Here is a 16,313-nt window from a genome sequence, read left to right on the forward strand (position 1 = left end):
TGGATATGGGCCATTGGTTATACGGCAGTACTCCACACATAATGCAGCTAGTAGGAGTAGGTACTCCTGCTAGTTGGTAGTCAGCGTCAATTTATTAAAGATGAAAACAATCTCATTTAGATTATTCCTTGGCAACATAGTTTTATTAGTCATAGCATACTTTTTTGCATCCTTCAGAACAGAGAATAACTTTCAAGTTTTGTCTCTGGTCATGGGTATTTCTGTTTTAATAAGTGCAGCAGGAGTGATTGTAGGAGCATTAAAGTTTAGAAAGTTAAAGGGGATTAATGCATGGTCAGGTATTCTTGCAAATAGCCTTATCCTTATCATGTTTGTCTACCTTGTTATCGGAGGAAAAGAGCAAGTTCAACAAAGAGCGTTGCAAGGCTATAATCCTTCATCTATCATCAGGGGCGTAAACGTTAACCACGACACCCTCAATAGCGGCGAGACTTATGAAGTTACCATCTTATCTGATACCAGCTATTTCAACCGCTTTGGAGAATATCCCCAATTAAGAGTAAATGATAACCCTTACTCCTCCATTTCAGCATCATCTCACTCACTTTTGTTCCACTCAGTATCGGAAAGTGTGGAGGGTGCAGCTATCAAGAGAAGACTTAGTCTTAAGATAAGATTAAAGCAGACATTCGATAGGGATACTGTGTTGCATTACGACAAAACATACTTTATAACAAATCTTGAATCAAGCCCCCGAAGTGAGGGAAAATTAGTAAATGGTCATAAAGAAGGTCAGTGGCGCTTTTGGTATGACAATGACAGGAAGCATCTTAAGGAACAAACAGAATGGCATAACGGGCAAATGCATGGAAGGAGAACCCTTTACTGGAAGAGTGGCAAACCTATGCGAATCTACACCTACAATGAAGACGTGCTTAACGGCATGTCCTATTGGATCTCATCGGCAGGAGCTTTGCATGACTCTCTCTTGTATAAGGATAATAAAGAAGTAAGAATAACAAAACGCTAACAAGACCTATAGTGCATAAACGCACCATAGCAGAGCCATTATGGGGCATTTAATTTAAAGAATGAAAAGAATTGTACTCTATCTTTTATGTCTGAGTCTACTTGGGTGTAGCAGTAGCGATTCAAGTGAAGCAATAGCTGAAGATCTGATAGAAAATCCTATATCTGAAGATACTTCGCCGAGTCGAAGCCAACTATTTAGGTTGTTCCTGAAGAAGTTTAAAATTTTAAGTCTTCCACTCGAAATAAGATCAGATGACTATGCCAGTATAGAAGTCACCGGATTAGAAAGGCTAAACGAACAAAGCTACGATACATTGTTTGCTAAGGCTGATTACTTCAATGAAAGCTTTTGCTATGGAATGCTACCTGACACTACTTTGTTTTATACTTTAATTTTCTATCATCCAGCGGCAGAATATTATCCAGTTTTAGCGACTTATTCTAAGTCAGGTTTTCTTATTAATCAAGAAAACCTTTTCCATGGTGCTTGCGGCTCAGATTGTGGCTTGACTTCATGTTCAATGACAGGAATCATTAGCAAAGACTTGTCTGTACTTAGTGTAGACAGCATATACTATGAATATGAATGCGATAGCACATATGCTCCCTTACCTAATACTGGTGAAATAATTGTGATTTCAAAAAAAGGGAAGATAGACAAAAAGGGGGCTATTAGCATGTCTGAAAAAAAGGAGCAGAGAATAAAAACAAACCCATAACCACGCCTAAACTTTATCTACGCCACAGTTTAGACCAGTACGCTGTGTTTAATTTAAATTTAAGATGATAAAACTTCTAAGCTTAACTATTTTTTTCTGCATTCTATCTATAGGATTGAAAGCACAAACGGAAGATGAACAGCTCGCTTGGGTAATAGACGAATTGAAGCTTGATAAAGACAGCGTTCTTCTAAATTTGGCCGCAGTCAAAAGATATCCAGCAAGTGTAGATCTAACAATAGTTTGTATACCTTCCATAGTGGAGTACGTTGGCGAAGATTTATGGACAGCGGATGTTTTTGTAGCTTTACTAAATAAAAAAAGTAAAAAAATCATCTACCAAAATTTTAAAAGAGGTTTGGTTGCTGATGCCATTTATCCATCTAGGATATGGATTGATACTGCACCTTACAATGTTTCACCAAAAGAAAGGGCTTTTGCCATAAGGATTGAAGCGAAAAACAATTCGAGAGCTGCCTCATTCTCCGGAGAGGAATTCTGGTTAATGCTAGCAAAGGCTGAAAAAGTTGAGCGTCTGCTTCAGCTGGATTCTGAAATCTTTATATCATATGGTGGAGGTGATTGTGAAAGCACTGAAATTCATAAACAAAAAAGCACCTTTGTGCTATCTGATAAATTAAACGACAAAGGATATTTTGACCTTATTGAGAAGATAAACTATCAGCATTTTTTTATGACTGAGGAGTGTGAAGATGGAAAAAAAGAAATTAAAAATTTCAAGAACACATTTAAGTATAAAGGAGGTCAGTATTTAGCCGAAGGAAAGAGAGAAAAAGGCTTCTAAAAAAACTAATCACAACAACACCTAAACACTATCTGCGCCACTGCTTAGCACAGTACGTTGTTCGACATGCTTAAACAGCAGCGGCTGCCTTCGGAAGGCAGCCGCTGCTGTTTTAATGCCCCATTATCTGCTATCAAAATATCAGACGCCAGCACTATACATAACTTCGCGAGGCTTCCTGTAGGACTGCCACAAGATTAATAACAGTAACAAAAAGCCCCAGCAGCCTGCCAGTATCCAGGTGCTGGCGTCGCTCGAAGTGGAAGAAGTGGTGCTGAATAATGTTCTGGTTGATTCGTGGGCGATGTTGGCGCCCCAGTGTATGCCAAAGGCAAGCCAGAGCGACTTGGTGATAATGACGGCATAGCCCAGTACCAGTCCGAGTAACAAAAGGTAGGAGAGGACTGCCGCGCCATCACCCAATCGCCAGATGTGATTGAGCACATAGACCAAAGCAGAAAGCAATACCCAATAAGCGGGCTTCATGTACTTATCCAGGTGAGCGTAAAGGTAGCCCCGCGTTAATATGTCTTCCGCAATAGAAGGAATCGCGGTCATGAGTAGGAGCATGGGCAGCTGTCCGGCAAAAGATACGATGGAGGTGCTGGAAACAACGCTTTCATACCCAAGGAAAATCGAAAGGTAAAATGACAGTACGAAGAATGCCAGTCCCAGCAATAGTCCTGCCATCAGCTGCCCCAGCCAGTTAGATCTCAGCCCCAAACCATAGCCCCCGAGTCCTCGCCACCCCTGGGCTTTGGCCAGGAGAAAAGCAGCCACTAGAAAGCCGATTTTGAATATAGCCATGATCCAAAAAGCGGAGAAAAACTCAGGGAAGTGGTAGATGGCGAAAAGGAGAAGAAACCCTGCTACGAATGAGATTAGGCTGCGTTTAAGCATCGCTTGTGATAAGAGCCGTTAGGAGCCCTCAAGCCGCAATAATAATTTAAATTATAAATACTTGCAATGAATCGGGAAGGGTAAATTTTAGGTGTCGGGGTATACGCTTTACAACCCTGGCATAGAACATAATTTATTGACAGGTAGCGCAAACTCAGAGGAGGTATATTATTCCCGCACCACCTCAGCCAGTCTCTCGAATACCTTTCCCATTTTATCGAGCACGGCCTGCTGATTGCCTAACTTAAAGTCCTGTTGCAGGTCTTTTGGGTGGCGGTAACTCAGGTATACCTGGCCCTGCTCGTCTTCCCAAACCAGCAGGCGCAAAGGCAGGTCCAGGCCGGTACGCTGGTCGGCTTGCATGAGGTTGGTGCCCACCAGCGGATTTCCGAAAATAAGCACATGCGTAGGCCGGAGCACCAGGTCCTTGTCGGCAGCGGCTTTGGCGTGGTCCACTTCTGCTATCAGGTTGATGCCCATCTCCTGTATGGCCGTTCGAAGCTTGTTCAGCGTTTCTTCCATGCCGTAGGCGCTCGGTTTTGTGAGCAGTCGGTCCGACTGGGAAGGTTGCGCTATACCTGCACAAGCGGTGCAGAACATGAGGAGAATGGCGAGTGCAAAGTATTTCATCTTTTAAAATTTAAACCCGACACGGGCATCTAAAAAACCCGCTGCATGGAGCTGGGCCTTCAACTTAATGCCATAGAATAGGCCTGTATCAGTATGTACTCGATGCCCCAGCGTTGTTGGGTAGAATCACGAGTCTTGTACGAAGCGTATACGTATACCTCGTGCTGCTGATTGAACCGGTGTCGACCTGTCCTCACCTAATACTCTACCAACAGAGCGCCGCGCTGAAAATTAGGCCCGCCTTCTTCGTACTGCAAGTGCTTCTGTAAGGTATAGAATTCGATCTACTCGACCCCGCAAACTAAAGCGCTAAACTGACCAATGGGCTGGCTTACATAGGTGTGGCTATACCTGGCAGCGGCAATTATTGAAAAAACACGTCGTGGCGGTCTTTGCCGGTGCTCATCACGGCCGTCATAAAAATACGTTCCTGCTGCTCTGCTATACCTGATGATGACTTCCTTTAAGGTAAAGTGGCAGGTCGCAGGGGATAGTTGAGAACCATTGTAGGCGACGGAAAATTAATGTCTCTGTTCACCTGTTGCAGGCAGATTGTTTCAAGATTTTGATGATGAACAAGGTATAGCCGGGTATTTTTGGTGCCGGACGAGGCTTTTAAAAAACATTTGTGCAAGCTTTCGGAAAAAGGCATGACAAATTCACTTACAAAATTTATATTAGCAGTTGGGCGTTCTTTTTGCAAAGCCCGTATACCTGCGTCTGTCCGGCAGTCCTTGTTCTCCGGGTACAAACGAGGCTTCCCTAACATCCGAAAACATGCTGATCAATAAGGTTTCTGACCAGATAAAACGAAGTAAATACATTAGCCGCGACCTAAGCTGGCTGCGCTTTAACTACCGTGTGCTCGACCAGGCCCGCGACACCAGCCGCAGTATTTTCGACCGGCTCAAGTTTATGGCCATCACGGCTTCCAACCTCGACGAGTTCTTCATGATCCGGGTGGGTAGCTTGTACAACTACATCGATTACGGCAAGGAGCGACTGGACTATTCCGGCCTGCGCGAAATGCCCTTCCGCAAAAAGTTGCTCGACTATGCTCACCGCTTCGTCAACGATCAGTACCTCACGTTCAATAACGAACTGGCCGAGCTGTTCGAGAAGAATGGCTTTGACATCCTCAAAGTAGGCGACCTGACCGAGATCGAGCAGAAGAAAGTAGACAGCTACTTCAAGAATACGATCTACCCGCTGCTCACGCCCATGGTGTTCGATAATTACCATGGCTTCCCGCTGCTCATGAACCAGCTGCTCACCTTTGGCGTGGTAACCCGCACCACCGAGGAGCAAAAGGCGCAGGACCGCGTCACGTTTGTGCAGATACCGCAGAACCTGGCCCGTTTCTACGAGATTAACCGCAAGGACAAACTCATCTTTGTACCGATCGAGGAGATCATCCGCTGGAAGATCAAAAAGCTGTTCCGCAACGTGGAGATCGTGTCGGTCAACCTCTTCCGCATTACCCGCAACGGGGATTTTACGCTGGAGGAGTCAGACGACATCGAAGCAGACTTTGTGCAGGAAATCAAATCGAAGCTGAAGACGCGCAAGAAGGGCCGCGTGGTGCGCCTGGAGATCGAGCGCAATCCCTCTGCTTTTATGATGAAAGTACTGAAGGAACGCTGGACCATCGACAATGCCAATGTGTTCACCATCACTACCATGATCGATTTGCGTGGCTTGTGGCAGATCATCAACCACCGACAGTTCAAAGACAAGGGTTTCAAGCAGCCAGCGCCAGTAATTCCGCTCAGTTTGCCAGCCGAATCGGTGGATATGTTTGAGTATTTGAAAGCACACGACGTACTGTTGCACCACCCTTATAACAACATGGATCCTGTTGTGCAGCTGTTGGAGCGTGCCGCCGAAGACCCCTATGTGCTGGGCATCAAGCAAACGATTTACCGCCTGGCAGACCAGTCGCGGGTAACAGCTGCCCTCTTGAAAGCGGCCGAAAATGGCAAACACGTATCGGTATTATTTGAGGTGAAGGCACGTTTTGACGAGGAGAAAAATCTACGGGAAGGCGAACGTCTGGAAAAAGCTGGTTGCTTTGTGATCTACGGCATCAGCAAGTACAAGACGCACACCAAAATGCTCATGATCATCCGCAAGGAAGGGGAGAAGGTAACGCGCTACGTGCATATCGGAAGCGGCAACTACAATGAGCAGACAGCCCGCCTCTATACGGACATCAGTTTGCTGACCACGAATGAGGTATATGCGCACGACGTGTCGGAGTTTTTCAATGTCATCACCGGTCACTCCAGGCCGAATGAGTATAAGTACCTGCTTACTTCACCAAAGGCGATGCGCTCGCAGCTAATCGAGCTGATCCGGAATGAGGCGCGCAATGCCAAGAAAGGTTTGAAAAGCGGCATCGTGATCAAGATCAACTCGCTGGAAGACAAAGAAGTTATCGACGAGTTTTACAAAGCCTCCAAGGCAGGCGTGCCGATCAAGCTGATCGTGCGCGGCATCTGCTGTCTGCGACCCGGTCGTGAAGACCTGAGTGAGAATGTTTCGGTGAAGTCGATTGTGGGGGAGTACCTGGAGCATAGCCGCATTTTCTACTTCCACAACAACGGTGACTCCAAGGTATACGGCGGCAGTGCTGACATTATGGTGCGCAGCTTCGACAGGCGCGTCGAGGCACTTTTCCTGATCGTGAATGAGGAGCTGAAGAAAGAGGCGATCAACATCCTCTACTTCAACCTGCTTGACAACCAGAACTCCTACATCATGCGCGAGGATGGCACCTATACCCGCAAAAAGCCAGCCGTCAACGAAGAGATCGTGGATGTGCACAAGCTGTTCTACAAGAAGGTTTTTGAGGATGCTGCGCAGGAAGTGGAGCTGGTGTAACTTACTGATGTAAACTATCACTAAAAGCCCTTTCTGAAAACAGGAAGGGCTTTTTTGTCTGAATCAGGATTTACAGGATTTAGAGATTAGCAGGATTCCGGTGCATGATCGACACACCCCTGCCCCTCTCGAGAGGGGAATTGCTAAGGACGTCAGTATCTAGGGATAAACTTCGTAACTGCAGCCTCATGTGCATGATTGTCATCCCCTGCCCCCTTCTTTGTCGAGGGCCCCTACCCCCAAGGGGGACTTTTCTGTAGCTGCCAACTTGCAGGTATAAGCTTTGTAGTTTCTGTTTTGCTAGACCTGATCCAACCACCCCTTACCCCTCCTTTTCTAAGGTGGGGGATCTGTTGTTGTTAATTCATAAGTATAAGACTTGTAGCTACTCACCATGAAAACCACCGGCAGGTATAGCAAGACTAACTTCCTCCGGAAGCTATGCAACAGATCACCTGAGCCAGGTGCAAAAAATGATTACCCACTGTTTGAGCGTTCAGCGAGTTTGGGGAATCTTGATTTTTTTGCTTACTTTTTTCATCAAGGAAAAAAGTAAGGCCCGCCCGGCCAGGGCAAGCTATAAAACAAGTTAGCTTAAAACATAGAAAGGCTAAAGCTACACCAGGTATAGGTATAGGTATAACTGCCGGTATACCTATACCTGGGCCAGAAGCCCCACCATAGCCGTCACGAGCGAGGACGCTCGCGCCATTAGGCAGTTACGCCATCAAGCTATACCAGCATAGCCCCGCCGGCAAGGCGAAAACTACCGACTAATCTGGCTAATCACAAAACGCTCCTGATGATGCTGTTCATACAGCGCATGAATCATCCCGTCTTTGAGACCGACGGCGGGCACCAACATGCTCTCCAGCTTTGCCCACTTCATGGCGGACAGGTATATTTCAGCGGCAGGGAGGATGACGTCGGCGCGGTCGGGGTTGAGGAGGAGCTCGGTGATGCGCTGCTCCATGGTCATGGCCGCTATACCCTGGGTAATCTCCTCGATCTGCTTGCGGAAAATGGGTTTGCCTACCGCCTTGCCCGACATATCGAAAATCTTGTTGATGTTGCCACCGGTGCCGATGGCGCGGGTGAGGTGGTATTTCCGGGCATTCTCTTCGATCCAGGTCCGCATGGTGTTCCAAAGCTCATGCGAGTCTACCCCGTGCATGTGGCGGATGGAACCCTGCTCAAAAGAATGGGAAGCCATCTTCTCCCTGTTCACATAGATGTTGAACTCCGTGCTGCCTCCACCCACGTCGATGTGCAGGTAGTTGCGCTCGTCCAGGAAGTTCACGATGACTTTGTTGATCAGGTCAGCCTCCGCTTCCCCGTCTATCACCTGGATGTCCATGCCTATCGCCTGGTGCACGCGGTCCAGAATTTCGGGGGCATTCTCGGAGGTACGCATGGCCGAGGTGGCGCAAACCATGTAATGGTCCACGTCGTGCACGTCGAGCAGCAGTTGAAAAGCGTGAAGGAGCTTAATGAATTTCTGAATTTTGTACTCGCTGATAAAGCCGTTGCTGAAAACATCCTCTCCAAACCGGATGGCGTAGCGGATGTATTCTATTCGTTTAAAAATAACGTTTCCATTCTGATTCAGAACGCTGGAGATCTGGCATCTCACGGCATTCGAACCGATATCAATAGCAGCTAACTTCAAATATGGTCTGTTTTAGAGCGTAAAACATGCTTTCTTAAGCCAAATATAGGTATAAATGCTGTACGCAGAAATTCTCAGAACCACTAAAATAAGGCGATTGACGAAGAATTTTAATCAGCAGACTGCACCCATCCGAGTCTCCCGTCCGGCTGGCGAACCAGGTCAAACTGCCCGTTAACGGCCACTACAGGTATAGCGGATCCTGCTGGCAGGCTATCTATTTGCCCTGCTTCCGGGTGCGCATCATCAAGCAACGGACGCTCCTGTTTTAGTTTTTTTACGGCAATCGGTTTGGCTATCCCTTCCACAAGCGAACTGATGATGTAGGCTTCTGACTGGTCAGGCAGGCGAACACGGTACCAGTTATTGGCAGCGCCCGTCACCTGCAGCGGCGTGTTTTTGGGGAGCGAGGTATGCAGGGCGGATTTGGCCGAGGGCTCTGTCCGGACATTCGCTATTTTAGACGATACCCTGACCCAGTTGCCAATGAGAGTGGTATCGACCTTTACAGCAGGTATAGCAGCAGACGATTGATGCACATAAGGGTAGGGGTTGGTTGCGCCGTGGCCGTAGCGGTAAATACCGAAGTGCAGGTGCGGGCCGGTTCCCCTGGCATTGCCCGTGTTGCCTACCAGCCCCAGGGTGTCGCCCTTGCTGACACGCTGCCCGGCTGAAACCAGCTGCTGGTCAAGGTGCGCATAATAGAGGTTCTGCCCGCGATCCCTATCCGAAAGCCAAATCACCCTTCCACCGCGGGGCGTCTCGTCTACCCGCGATACCATACCGTTTGCCGAGGCAATGACGGGCGTGCCGCGCGGTGCGAAAATATCGATGCCTTCGTGGTTACGGGCTCCTGCGTCGCGCGGATCGCCCCAGATGCTGGCAATGTGGCGGCTCGATTTGCCAGGTATGGGAAAAGCCAGCGTAGGCTGTGCCTGAATCGTAATAGTGTATGTGCCGCCTCGCAGCAGTTCGGGTTGAATCCGCAGCAAGTGGGCCCTGTCTTCATCTACCACATAGGTCAGGGTAGTGGCGGCTGTATCAGCAGAGGCTACCTGTTTTGGAACTGCTGTAGGGTCAGTGCCAGCTTCAAGCAGATCCATAAACACCTGCATGCTTTGGCGGGCTTTCATCTCCAGACTCACTACCAGTTGCTCACCCCGTTTGGCCTCTACTTTATAACCAAGTGCTCGCGGTTTGTCGGCCGGGAAGTAGCCGGTTTCCTTGAAAGGAAGCGTGACAGGTGTGGGTGCCTGCAAAGCCGTTTGCCCAGCCGCCATCCAGTCCTGCCCCACGGCGGTCTCGTCGAGTTTGGCGGTTTTGAGCGAAGAGGTATAGGCCTCGTAAGGTGTCTCCTTTTTGAAGACCCCACGCAGGGTTTCCCGGCTTCCGCAACTGGAAAGGAGGAGAATGACCAGTGTAAGGTGTACGAAAGGAGAGTAGCTGATCGGCTTTGTGTTCATGCTTGTTTTCGTTTCCAGAGTACAGAAGTGTGTCCCTTTCAATACAAATATGATACCCTGTTTGATTCCTTTCGCCTGATATAGAATGATTTGTAAGCAATGTTGGACCTTTAAGACAAATCCGAACAGTGTATGAGCAGGTACGTAGAAAACAGATGTACCAATGGGATTGGATTGTGAGAACGAACGTCAGAAAGAAAAGCATCAAAGAACGGTGGCGCAACCGCAGGAGAAAAATGGGCAAGCGTCTCTTGCCTCTCTTTGCCCCACTTATCCTATCGCCGTCGGCTTCCATAGGAGCCGGTAAATATGTCTCTGTAGAGAAAGTAAAAGCAAACGTAACCGCGCTTTCCGTCATCCGTTTTGAGCAGGTCTCCTTCGACCTCTATACCCAGATGAACCTGAGTGCTGCGGGCCTGAGCTATGATGCGTTTAACAACGCGTTGATGGGTTATTACGGCATGTACAACGAGGGGCGCCTGTCAGACAAAGGCATCCTGACCGTGGTGGATTTCACGAAGCCATCTAACGAGAAAAGGCTCTGGGTGCTCGACCTTAACAGCCGGGAGGTACTGCACAATACGTATGTGGCGCACGGGCGCAACTCCGGCGAAGTAACAGCGCAGTCCTTCTCCAATGAGCCCAAGTCGTTTATGAGCAGTGTGGGTTTTTATGTGACGGATAACATTTACCAGGGCAAACACGGCAAGTCGCTCCGGCTCGACGGCCTGGACGAAGGGTATAATACCAACGCCCGCGAGCGCGCTGTGGTGATGCACGGAGCTGAATATGCTACCGAAGATTTTATGAACAAATACGGCAGACTGGGCCGCAGCCTGGGTTGTCCGGCGGTGCCACTTGGCGAGCACGAAAGCATTATCGACGCTATTACTGGAAAGACTGCCCTGTACATCCACTCAGGAGACGAGCAGTATACGTCGCATTACCTGAACAATGCCAGTGCCGTGGCGGGCTATATGGCCAGCACGCAGCCTAATCCACTGCCTCCAGCGGAGTTTTCCATTTAATGCCACAACCTATACCTGGCTTCTGGTCGGCAGCAACCGGCTGACCGGTCAGCAGGGTATCCAATGCCTGTCGCAGGTCATGTCCTGTTACAGGCATGTTGCTTTTCGGCCGTGCGTCATCAAACTGCCCATGATAAGCGAGACGCATGTTCCGGTCAAACACGTAGAACTCGGGAGTACAAACGGCCTGGTAGTTGCGGGCTACCTGCTGGGTCTGGTCATACAGGTATGGGAACGGAAAGCCATGTTCCTTAGCCAGTTCGCGCATCTGCTGTAGTCCGTCCTGCGGGGAACTGGTAGCATCGTTTGCACTGATACCCACGAAACGCATACCTTTTTGCTGATACTCGTTGGCCACCTGCACCAGTTCATCCAGAATGTGCCGCACATAGGGACAGTGGTTGCAGAGGAACATGATCACTGTGGCTCTGTTGGAAGTAACATCCTGCAGCGATACAATCTGATCGGAAACCGTGTCGAGCAAGGCGAAGTTGGGTGCTACAGTGCCCAGTGGTAATGCTGTGGAAGCTAATGGCATAATGCTGTAGATTGAGTTGAGAGAATCTCCCAGGCTATACCTGAAAGCTGAATCAATGTAAGATTTTTGTGGGAATAAAAAAAGAAAATCAACAGGTGTCCGAAACCTGTTGATTTTCTTTTTTATCGATCCCTTGAGCTTCTGGTGATGGCAAAGTAGATGACATAGAACCAGCTGAAGATCCCGTGCAGTATGGCCCAGAGGATAGACTGATTGCGCGACCAGGAAGCTACCACGGCAATAACAGAACCCAACCCTACGCCTTTTTCAATGACGGTTGTTTGCGTTACTTGTGTCGCATCGCCTATCTGCGCCAGCAAGGGCGTGGCGCATACCAATAGAAATACGAGGCTGAGGGAAAGTTTTTTGTGCATCTCCTGTGATTAGGTTAGTATCCGCAATATTGCGCTAACAATATACACAGGAAAATGAACAGTTAACTACCGCCCATACAACTCTACTTCCTGTCTCAGTCTGTGTGCAACCGTCTTGGTAAACAGACCCGGTTGCAGTCGCCATTGCCAGTTGCCGTTGGCGGTGGAGGGTTTGTTCATGATCGCTTCCTTGCCCAGGCCCAGCACATCTTGTATAGGCAACACCACCAGTTGCGCCACCGACATATAAGCCAGTCGGGCCATCACGCCGCTCACATTTTCCTTCGATAGGCGCTGGGCGCTATAATCACTCAGGCGTTTCTTGTCGTCGCGACTGGCGTCGTGCTCATACCAGGCCCGCACGGTACTGTTGTCGTGCGTGCCGGTATACACGATGGAGTGTAGCACATGGTGGTGCGGGGCATACATGCTTTGCGGGAGATCCTCACCAAAAGCAAAAAGCAGCACGCGCATACCGGGCAGGTCAAACTGGGTCATCAGGTCGCGCACGGGCTGGTCGATCTCACCCAAATCCTCGGCGATGATGGGCATGGCCGGAAATTTCTTTTTAACAGCTGTCAGCAACTCGGTTCCGGGCGTTTTCACCCACTTGCCTTTGATAGCGGTTTCTTCCCCGGCCGGCACTTCCCAATAGGCCGAGAAAGCCCGGAAATGGTCGAGGCGCAGCAAACCAAACAATTCCAGGTTATGGGCGATGCGTTGCAGCCACCAGTCGAAGTTCTGCTTCTCCAGTTCCTGCCAGTCAAAAACCGGCGTACCCCACAACTGCCCGGTTTCGCTGAAGTAATCGGGCGGCACACCCGATACGGCAGTGGGCATACCGGCTCGATCCAGTTTGAAAAGATGCGGATGTGACCACACGTCAGCGCTGTCGTGGCTCACGTAAAAAGGCATATCGCCGATGAAGGTAACCTCTTTGGAGGTGCAGTAGGTTTGGAGGGCTTCCCACTGGCGGTAGAAGAGGAATTGCAGAAACGCTTCGCGCTCTATCTCTTCTGCCAGCTCTGCCGATAGCGCCTCCATGGCATGCTGTTGCCTGGTCTTTACCTTCTCGGGCCACTCAGTCCAGGGTTTGCGGTTGTAGTACTGCTTGAAAGCGACAAAATAAGTGAAGTCCGTTAACCACGCTTTATGGGCTTCCTGAAAACGGATGAACTCGCCTTGCAGCTTACTGGCCTGGCCGTCTTTGTAGTTGTCGTAGGCCTGTCGCAGGAGCTTTACTTTATAGTCCGCTACCCTCGGATAATTTACTTTGGCCTTGTCGAAGCCACCGCCCGCCCGCAGGTCTTTCTTATCGAGCAGCCCTTCCTCCACCAGTTTTTCTGGACTGATAAGTAGTGGGTTGCCGGCAAAGGCAGAGTGACTGCTGTAGGGCGAGTTGCCAGAGCCAATTTCAGTAGGGTTGAGGGGCAGGATCTGCCAGTACCGCTGTCCGGCCTCGGCCAGCAAATCTGCAAATTTATAAGCCTCAGGCCCCAGGTCGCCAATGCCGTAAGCCGATGGGAGGGAGGTGATGTGGAACAGAATGCCGCTACTTCGTTTGGGTATGATCATAGCTTTGTGGAGGTTAAGAGTGCAACCGGGAAAGACTTGAATATTTCAGCCAGAGGTATGGCCTGCTTGGCCTGTACTTGCTGGCCGCCAAACAACTGCTGCCATACCTGTGGCGCGTCGGCTGGGAGTTTCACCGATGTGTCGTCCCATACCTGCTCGCCCAGCGGCAGGTCGTTTTCAGAGATGATGTCTGTGAGCAGGCGCGGCACCACGACTATGCACCAGTTGTTTTCGTAACGTCGCGCAAAGGCCATGGCCTGTTTGCTGTGCTTGCCTTTCAGCTGCAGCGGGATATAGTCGCCCTGGTCGAAGAGTGACTTTTGCTCTTTCCGCAGATGAAGTACCTGATGCAACAGGTATAGCTTCACGCGGGCATCAGTTGGCGATGAAAGCAGTTGCTCCAATAAATCTTCCGACTGTTCGTTTGCCTTCATCTCCTGCAAGAACTGTCGCCGCTGCTCGTAGTCCACAGGGCGGCGGTTGTCGGGGTCCACCAGGCTGAAGTCCCAGAGTTCGCAGCCCTGGTAGACATCGGGCACGCCCGGGCAGGTAGTTTTGAGCAGCGTCTGGCAAAGGGAGTAGAGCCAGCCAAAGTGCGCCGCTTTCCGGAAAAACGGACGGAAGGAAGCCATGAATGCCTCGTCTTCCTGGAGCAGCTTTTTCACCAGGTCCTTCGTTGCTGTTTCATAGGCCTCGTTCGGCTCCGACCAATTCGTGTTGGCCTTCGCTTCCCGGAAAGCTTTTACCAGATACTCCTGCACCCGCTCCACTAAGGTGTCGTCCACCCTGCCGTCGATCGGCATCACGCCCACCAGAGTTTGCAGGATAAAGTAGAGGTCGTTTGCTGTCGGGCCATTTTCCTTGCTGTGCTGCCGCGCTAGTTGCATCCAGTCCTTTGCATTTTTCTCCCACTCTTCCGGCAACTCGCTCAGCACCTGCAGGCGCATGCGCGAACCCTCGCCCCGTTTGGTGTCGTGTGTGGCCGTCGCGTTGATGGAGTTCGGATAAGTCTGCATGCGGTATTGCATGCGCTCGTGAAAATCGCGGCGGTCGAGGTTGAACACATCCGGACTGTTGCCTACTTCGTTGAGCGCCAGCAGGCGGTTGTAGTTGTAGAAAGTCGTGTCTTCCACGCCCTTGGCGGCCAATGGCCCGGTGAACTGCTGACTGCGCATCACAAAGTATAGTTTGTCGCGTCTTCGAGCTTCACTGTCCTGATCACCGGACTCAAACAAGGTGCGCAGGTGCTCCAGCTCAGCTTTTACATCAGTAGCTTTTTCATGGGCAATGGCAAAGGCCTTCTCCACCACTTCCATGGCTTCTGACTGCAGTGGAAAGGCATGGCCGTAAATGCGGTATACCGGGAAAGAAGCCAGTAAAGTCGCCAGGGCATGATGCCAGTTCTTATCTTCTGACGAGGCAGGCAGCAGCTCACTGTCACGTAGCAGTCGTAACAAGTTTTGCAGCTCTCCCTGCATGTAGTTTTCGAGTATCAGCAGCTTCTTCTCGTACACCAGTCCCTCGTAGTCGAGCGGCGCTTCGGGCACGAGGCGTCGGTATACCTGCGTGAGTTTGCGTTCGCCCTCGGCGTCAGTATAAAGGTTGCTCACCCAGGCCAGAAAATCGTAGCCACTGTTGCCCTGTATCGGCCAGTAGTCGGGCATGTTTTCTTCGCCTTCCAGTATCTTTTCCACCACCAGGTATACCTGTTCGCCAGCCAGTTCCCGCAGTTGCGTCAGGTATTTGTCAGGGTCGAATAATCCGTCGACGTGGTCCACCCGCAGACCCTGCACCAGTTGCCGCATGCAGAGTTCTTTGATGAACTGATGGTAATGGGTAAATACCTCCTCCCGCTCCATGGCGGTGCAGATCAGGTCGTTGACCGTGAAGAAACGACGGTAGTTGATTTGCTTTTCCGTTTCCTGCCAGTGTGTGAGAATGTAGTACTGCTGCCCCAGCAATTCCTGCATCGCGGTGCTGTCGTCGTTTATACCTTGCAGCACGGCGGCTATACCTTGCTGTAGCTCCTTTCGCTCTTGCACAGTTTGGTGGAGTGCCTGTTTTGCCTGTTTCCAATCATTTGGCTCCAGTGTGTCTTGCGCCATCAGTTGCTCCAGCTTTTGCACCTGTTCAGCCAGTTGCGTTTTGCCATCACTTGAAGTAAGCCTTTCAGCAAGATGCTCCAGCAGGAAGGTATAGCTGTCGATGCTGATCGGGTATACATTGTCGAAGTAGTTTAGCCGGAAGCCAAGTTCATCGAAGGTAATGTTAAGCTGCCCTTGCTTGACTACTTCCTCCAAAGGCTCTCCCAGAAAAGGCACCATCAGCTGACCCTTAAAATCCGTGTGGCTGAAGTTGACGTCGAAGAAGGTATAGTAGCGGGACTTTTGTCCTTTTTCCAGCACATCCATCAGCCAGGCGTTGTTCGGGTGGAAGGCCATGTGATTTGGCACAATGTCCTGCAGCCAGCCCATGCCATGCGCTTTCAGTTCTTCGGCGATTTCCTGCAGCTCCTCCATGGTGCCTACCTCGGGGTTGATCTGGTGTGGGTCCGTAACATCGTAGCCGTGTTCGCTACCAGGCCTTGCCGTGAAAAAAGGAGCGGCATAGATCGTGCTGATGCCCAGATCCCGCAGGTAGGGGAGAATGTTTTTCAGGTCCCGCAGCGTGAACTGTGGCGAAAGCTGCACTCTGTAGGTGGAGGAAGGTATGTAAACCATGTTGTTTTCTGAGTTA

Annotated in this window: 13 protein-coding genes; 5 read left to right on the forward strand and 8 right to left on the reverse strand. The window is 50.0% G+C overall.

From position 1 onward, the window contains the following. Positions 1–100: 100 nt before the first annotated feature. The 3 genes from Q4E40_RS16130 to Q4E40_RS16140 all read left to right on the forward strand — a co-directional run bounded on the left by Q4E40_RS16130 (position 101) and on the right by Q4E40_RS16140 (position 2,517). Positions 101–991 carry a toxin-antitoxin system YwqK family antitoxin gene (locus tag Q4E40_RS16130; RefSeq protein ID WP_303413601.1) on the forward strand — a complete coding sequence of 297 codons (891 nt, stop codon included), beginning with the start codon at positions 101–103 and terminating at the stop codon, positions 989–991. A gap of 61 nt (positions 992–1,052) precedes the next feature. After that, positions 1,053–1,712, forward strand: coding sequence for a hypothetical protein (locus Q4E40_RS16135; RefSeq protein ID WP_303413602.1), 660 nt, complete (start codon positions 1,053–1,055; stop codon positions 1,710–1,712). Between the two features lie 64 nt (positions 1,713–1,776). Further along, on the forward strand, positions 1,777–2,517 hold the full coding sequence (locus Q4E40_RS16140; protein ID WP_303413603.1) for a PA3715 family protein: 741 nt from the start codon (positions 1,777–1,779) through the stop codon (positions 2,515–2,517). A 141-nt stretch (positions 2,518–2,658) separates the two neighbouring features. Here Q4E40_RS16140 and Q4E40_RS16145 read toward each other — a convergent pair whose 3' ends face one another. After that, entirely contained in the window at positions 2,659–3,324 is a 666-nt protein-coding gene (locus Q4E40_RS16145; RefSeq protein ID WP_303413604.1) for a CPBP family intramembrane glutamic endopeptidase, read from the reverse strand. 261 nt (positions 3,325–3,585) lie between these two features. Further along, positions 3,586–4,047, reverse strand: coding sequence for a DUF302 domain-containing protein (locus Q4E40_RS16150; RefSeq protein ID WP_303413605.1), 462 nt, complete (start codon positions 4,045–4,047; stop codon positions 3,586–3,588). A 777-nt stretch (positions 4,048–4,824) separates the two neighbouring features. On the opposite strand from Q4E40_RS16150, the gene ppk1 reads away from it, so the two are divergent. After that, positions 4,825–6,930: a polyphosphate kinase 1 gene (gene ppk1 / locus Q4E40_RS16155; protein ID WP_303413606.1), complete on the forward strand. Its 2,106-nt coding sequence runs from the start codon at positions 4,825–4,827 to the stop codon at positions 6,928–6,930. A 766-nt stretch (positions 6,931–7,696) separates the two neighbouring features. Here the strand turns inward: ppk1 and Q4E40_RS16160 are convergent. Together Q4E40_RS16160 and Q4E40_RS16165 are read right to left on the reverse strand one after the other, a co-directional pair. Next, entirely contained in the window at positions 7,697–8,599 is a 903-nt protein-coding gene (locus Q4E40_RS16160; RefSeq protein ID WP_303413607.1) for a Ppx/GppA phosphatase family protein, read from the reverse strand. A gap of 110 nt (positions 8,600–8,709) precedes the next feature. Then, a complete protein-coding gene (locus tag Q4E40_RS16165; RefSeq protein ID WP_303413608.1) occupies positions 8,710–10,062 on the reverse strand; it encodes a peptidoglycan DD-metalloendopeptidase family protein in 1,353 nt (450 codons plus the stop codon). A 176-nt stretch (positions 10,063–10,238) separates the two neighbouring features. On the opposite strand from Q4E40_RS16165, the gene Q4E40_RS16170 reads away from it, so the two are divergent. After that, positions 10,239–11,090 (forward strand): murein L,D-transpeptidase catalytic domain family protein, encoded by an 852-nt coding sequence (locus Q4E40_RS16170; RefSeq protein ID WP_303413609.1) that lies wholly within the window; start codon positions 10,239–10,241, stop codon positions 11,088–11,090. Here Q4E40_RS16170 and Q4E40_RS16175 read toward each other — a convergent pair. The 4 genes from Q4E40_RS16175 to treY form a co-directional block, all read right to left on the reverse strand. Then, positions 11,056–11,628: a thioredoxin family protein gene (locus Q4E40_RS16175; protein ID WP_303413610.1), complete on the reverse strand. Its 573-nt coding sequence runs from the start codon at positions 11,626–11,628 to the stop codon at positions 11,056–11,058. The two genes, Q4E40_RS16170 and Q4E40_RS16175, sit on opposite strands and share 35 nt — an antisense overlap. Positions 11,629–11,750: 122 nt before the next feature. Next, positions 11,751–12,002, reverse strand: coding sequence for a hypothetical protein (locus tag Q4E40_RS16180; RefSeq protein ID WP_303413611.1), 252 nt, complete (start codon positions 12,000–12,002; stop codon positions 11,751–11,753). A 66-nt stretch (positions 12,003–12,068) separates the two neighbouring features. Beyond that, positions 12,069–13,577, reverse strand: a complete 1,509-nt coding sequence (gene malQ / locus Q4E40_RS16185) for a 4-alpha-glucanotransferase (RefSeq protein ID WP_303413612.1) — start codon at positions 13,575–13,577, stop codon at positions 12,069–12,071. Then, on the reverse strand, positions 13,574–16,297 hold the full coding sequence (treY, locus tag Q4E40_RS16190; protein ID WP_303413613.1) for a malto-oligosyltrehalose synthase: 2,724 nt from the start codon (positions 16,295–16,297) through the stop codon (positions 13,574–13,576). Before treY ends, malQ begins: the two co-directional genes overlap by 4 nt. Positions 16,298–16,313 lie beyond the last annotated feature (16 nt).

It is taken from the genome of Pontibacter coccineus (assembly GCF_030546575.1).
Lineage (GTDB): Bacteria > Bacteroidota > Bacteroidia > Cytophagales > Hymenobacteraceae > Pontibacter > Pontibacter coccineus.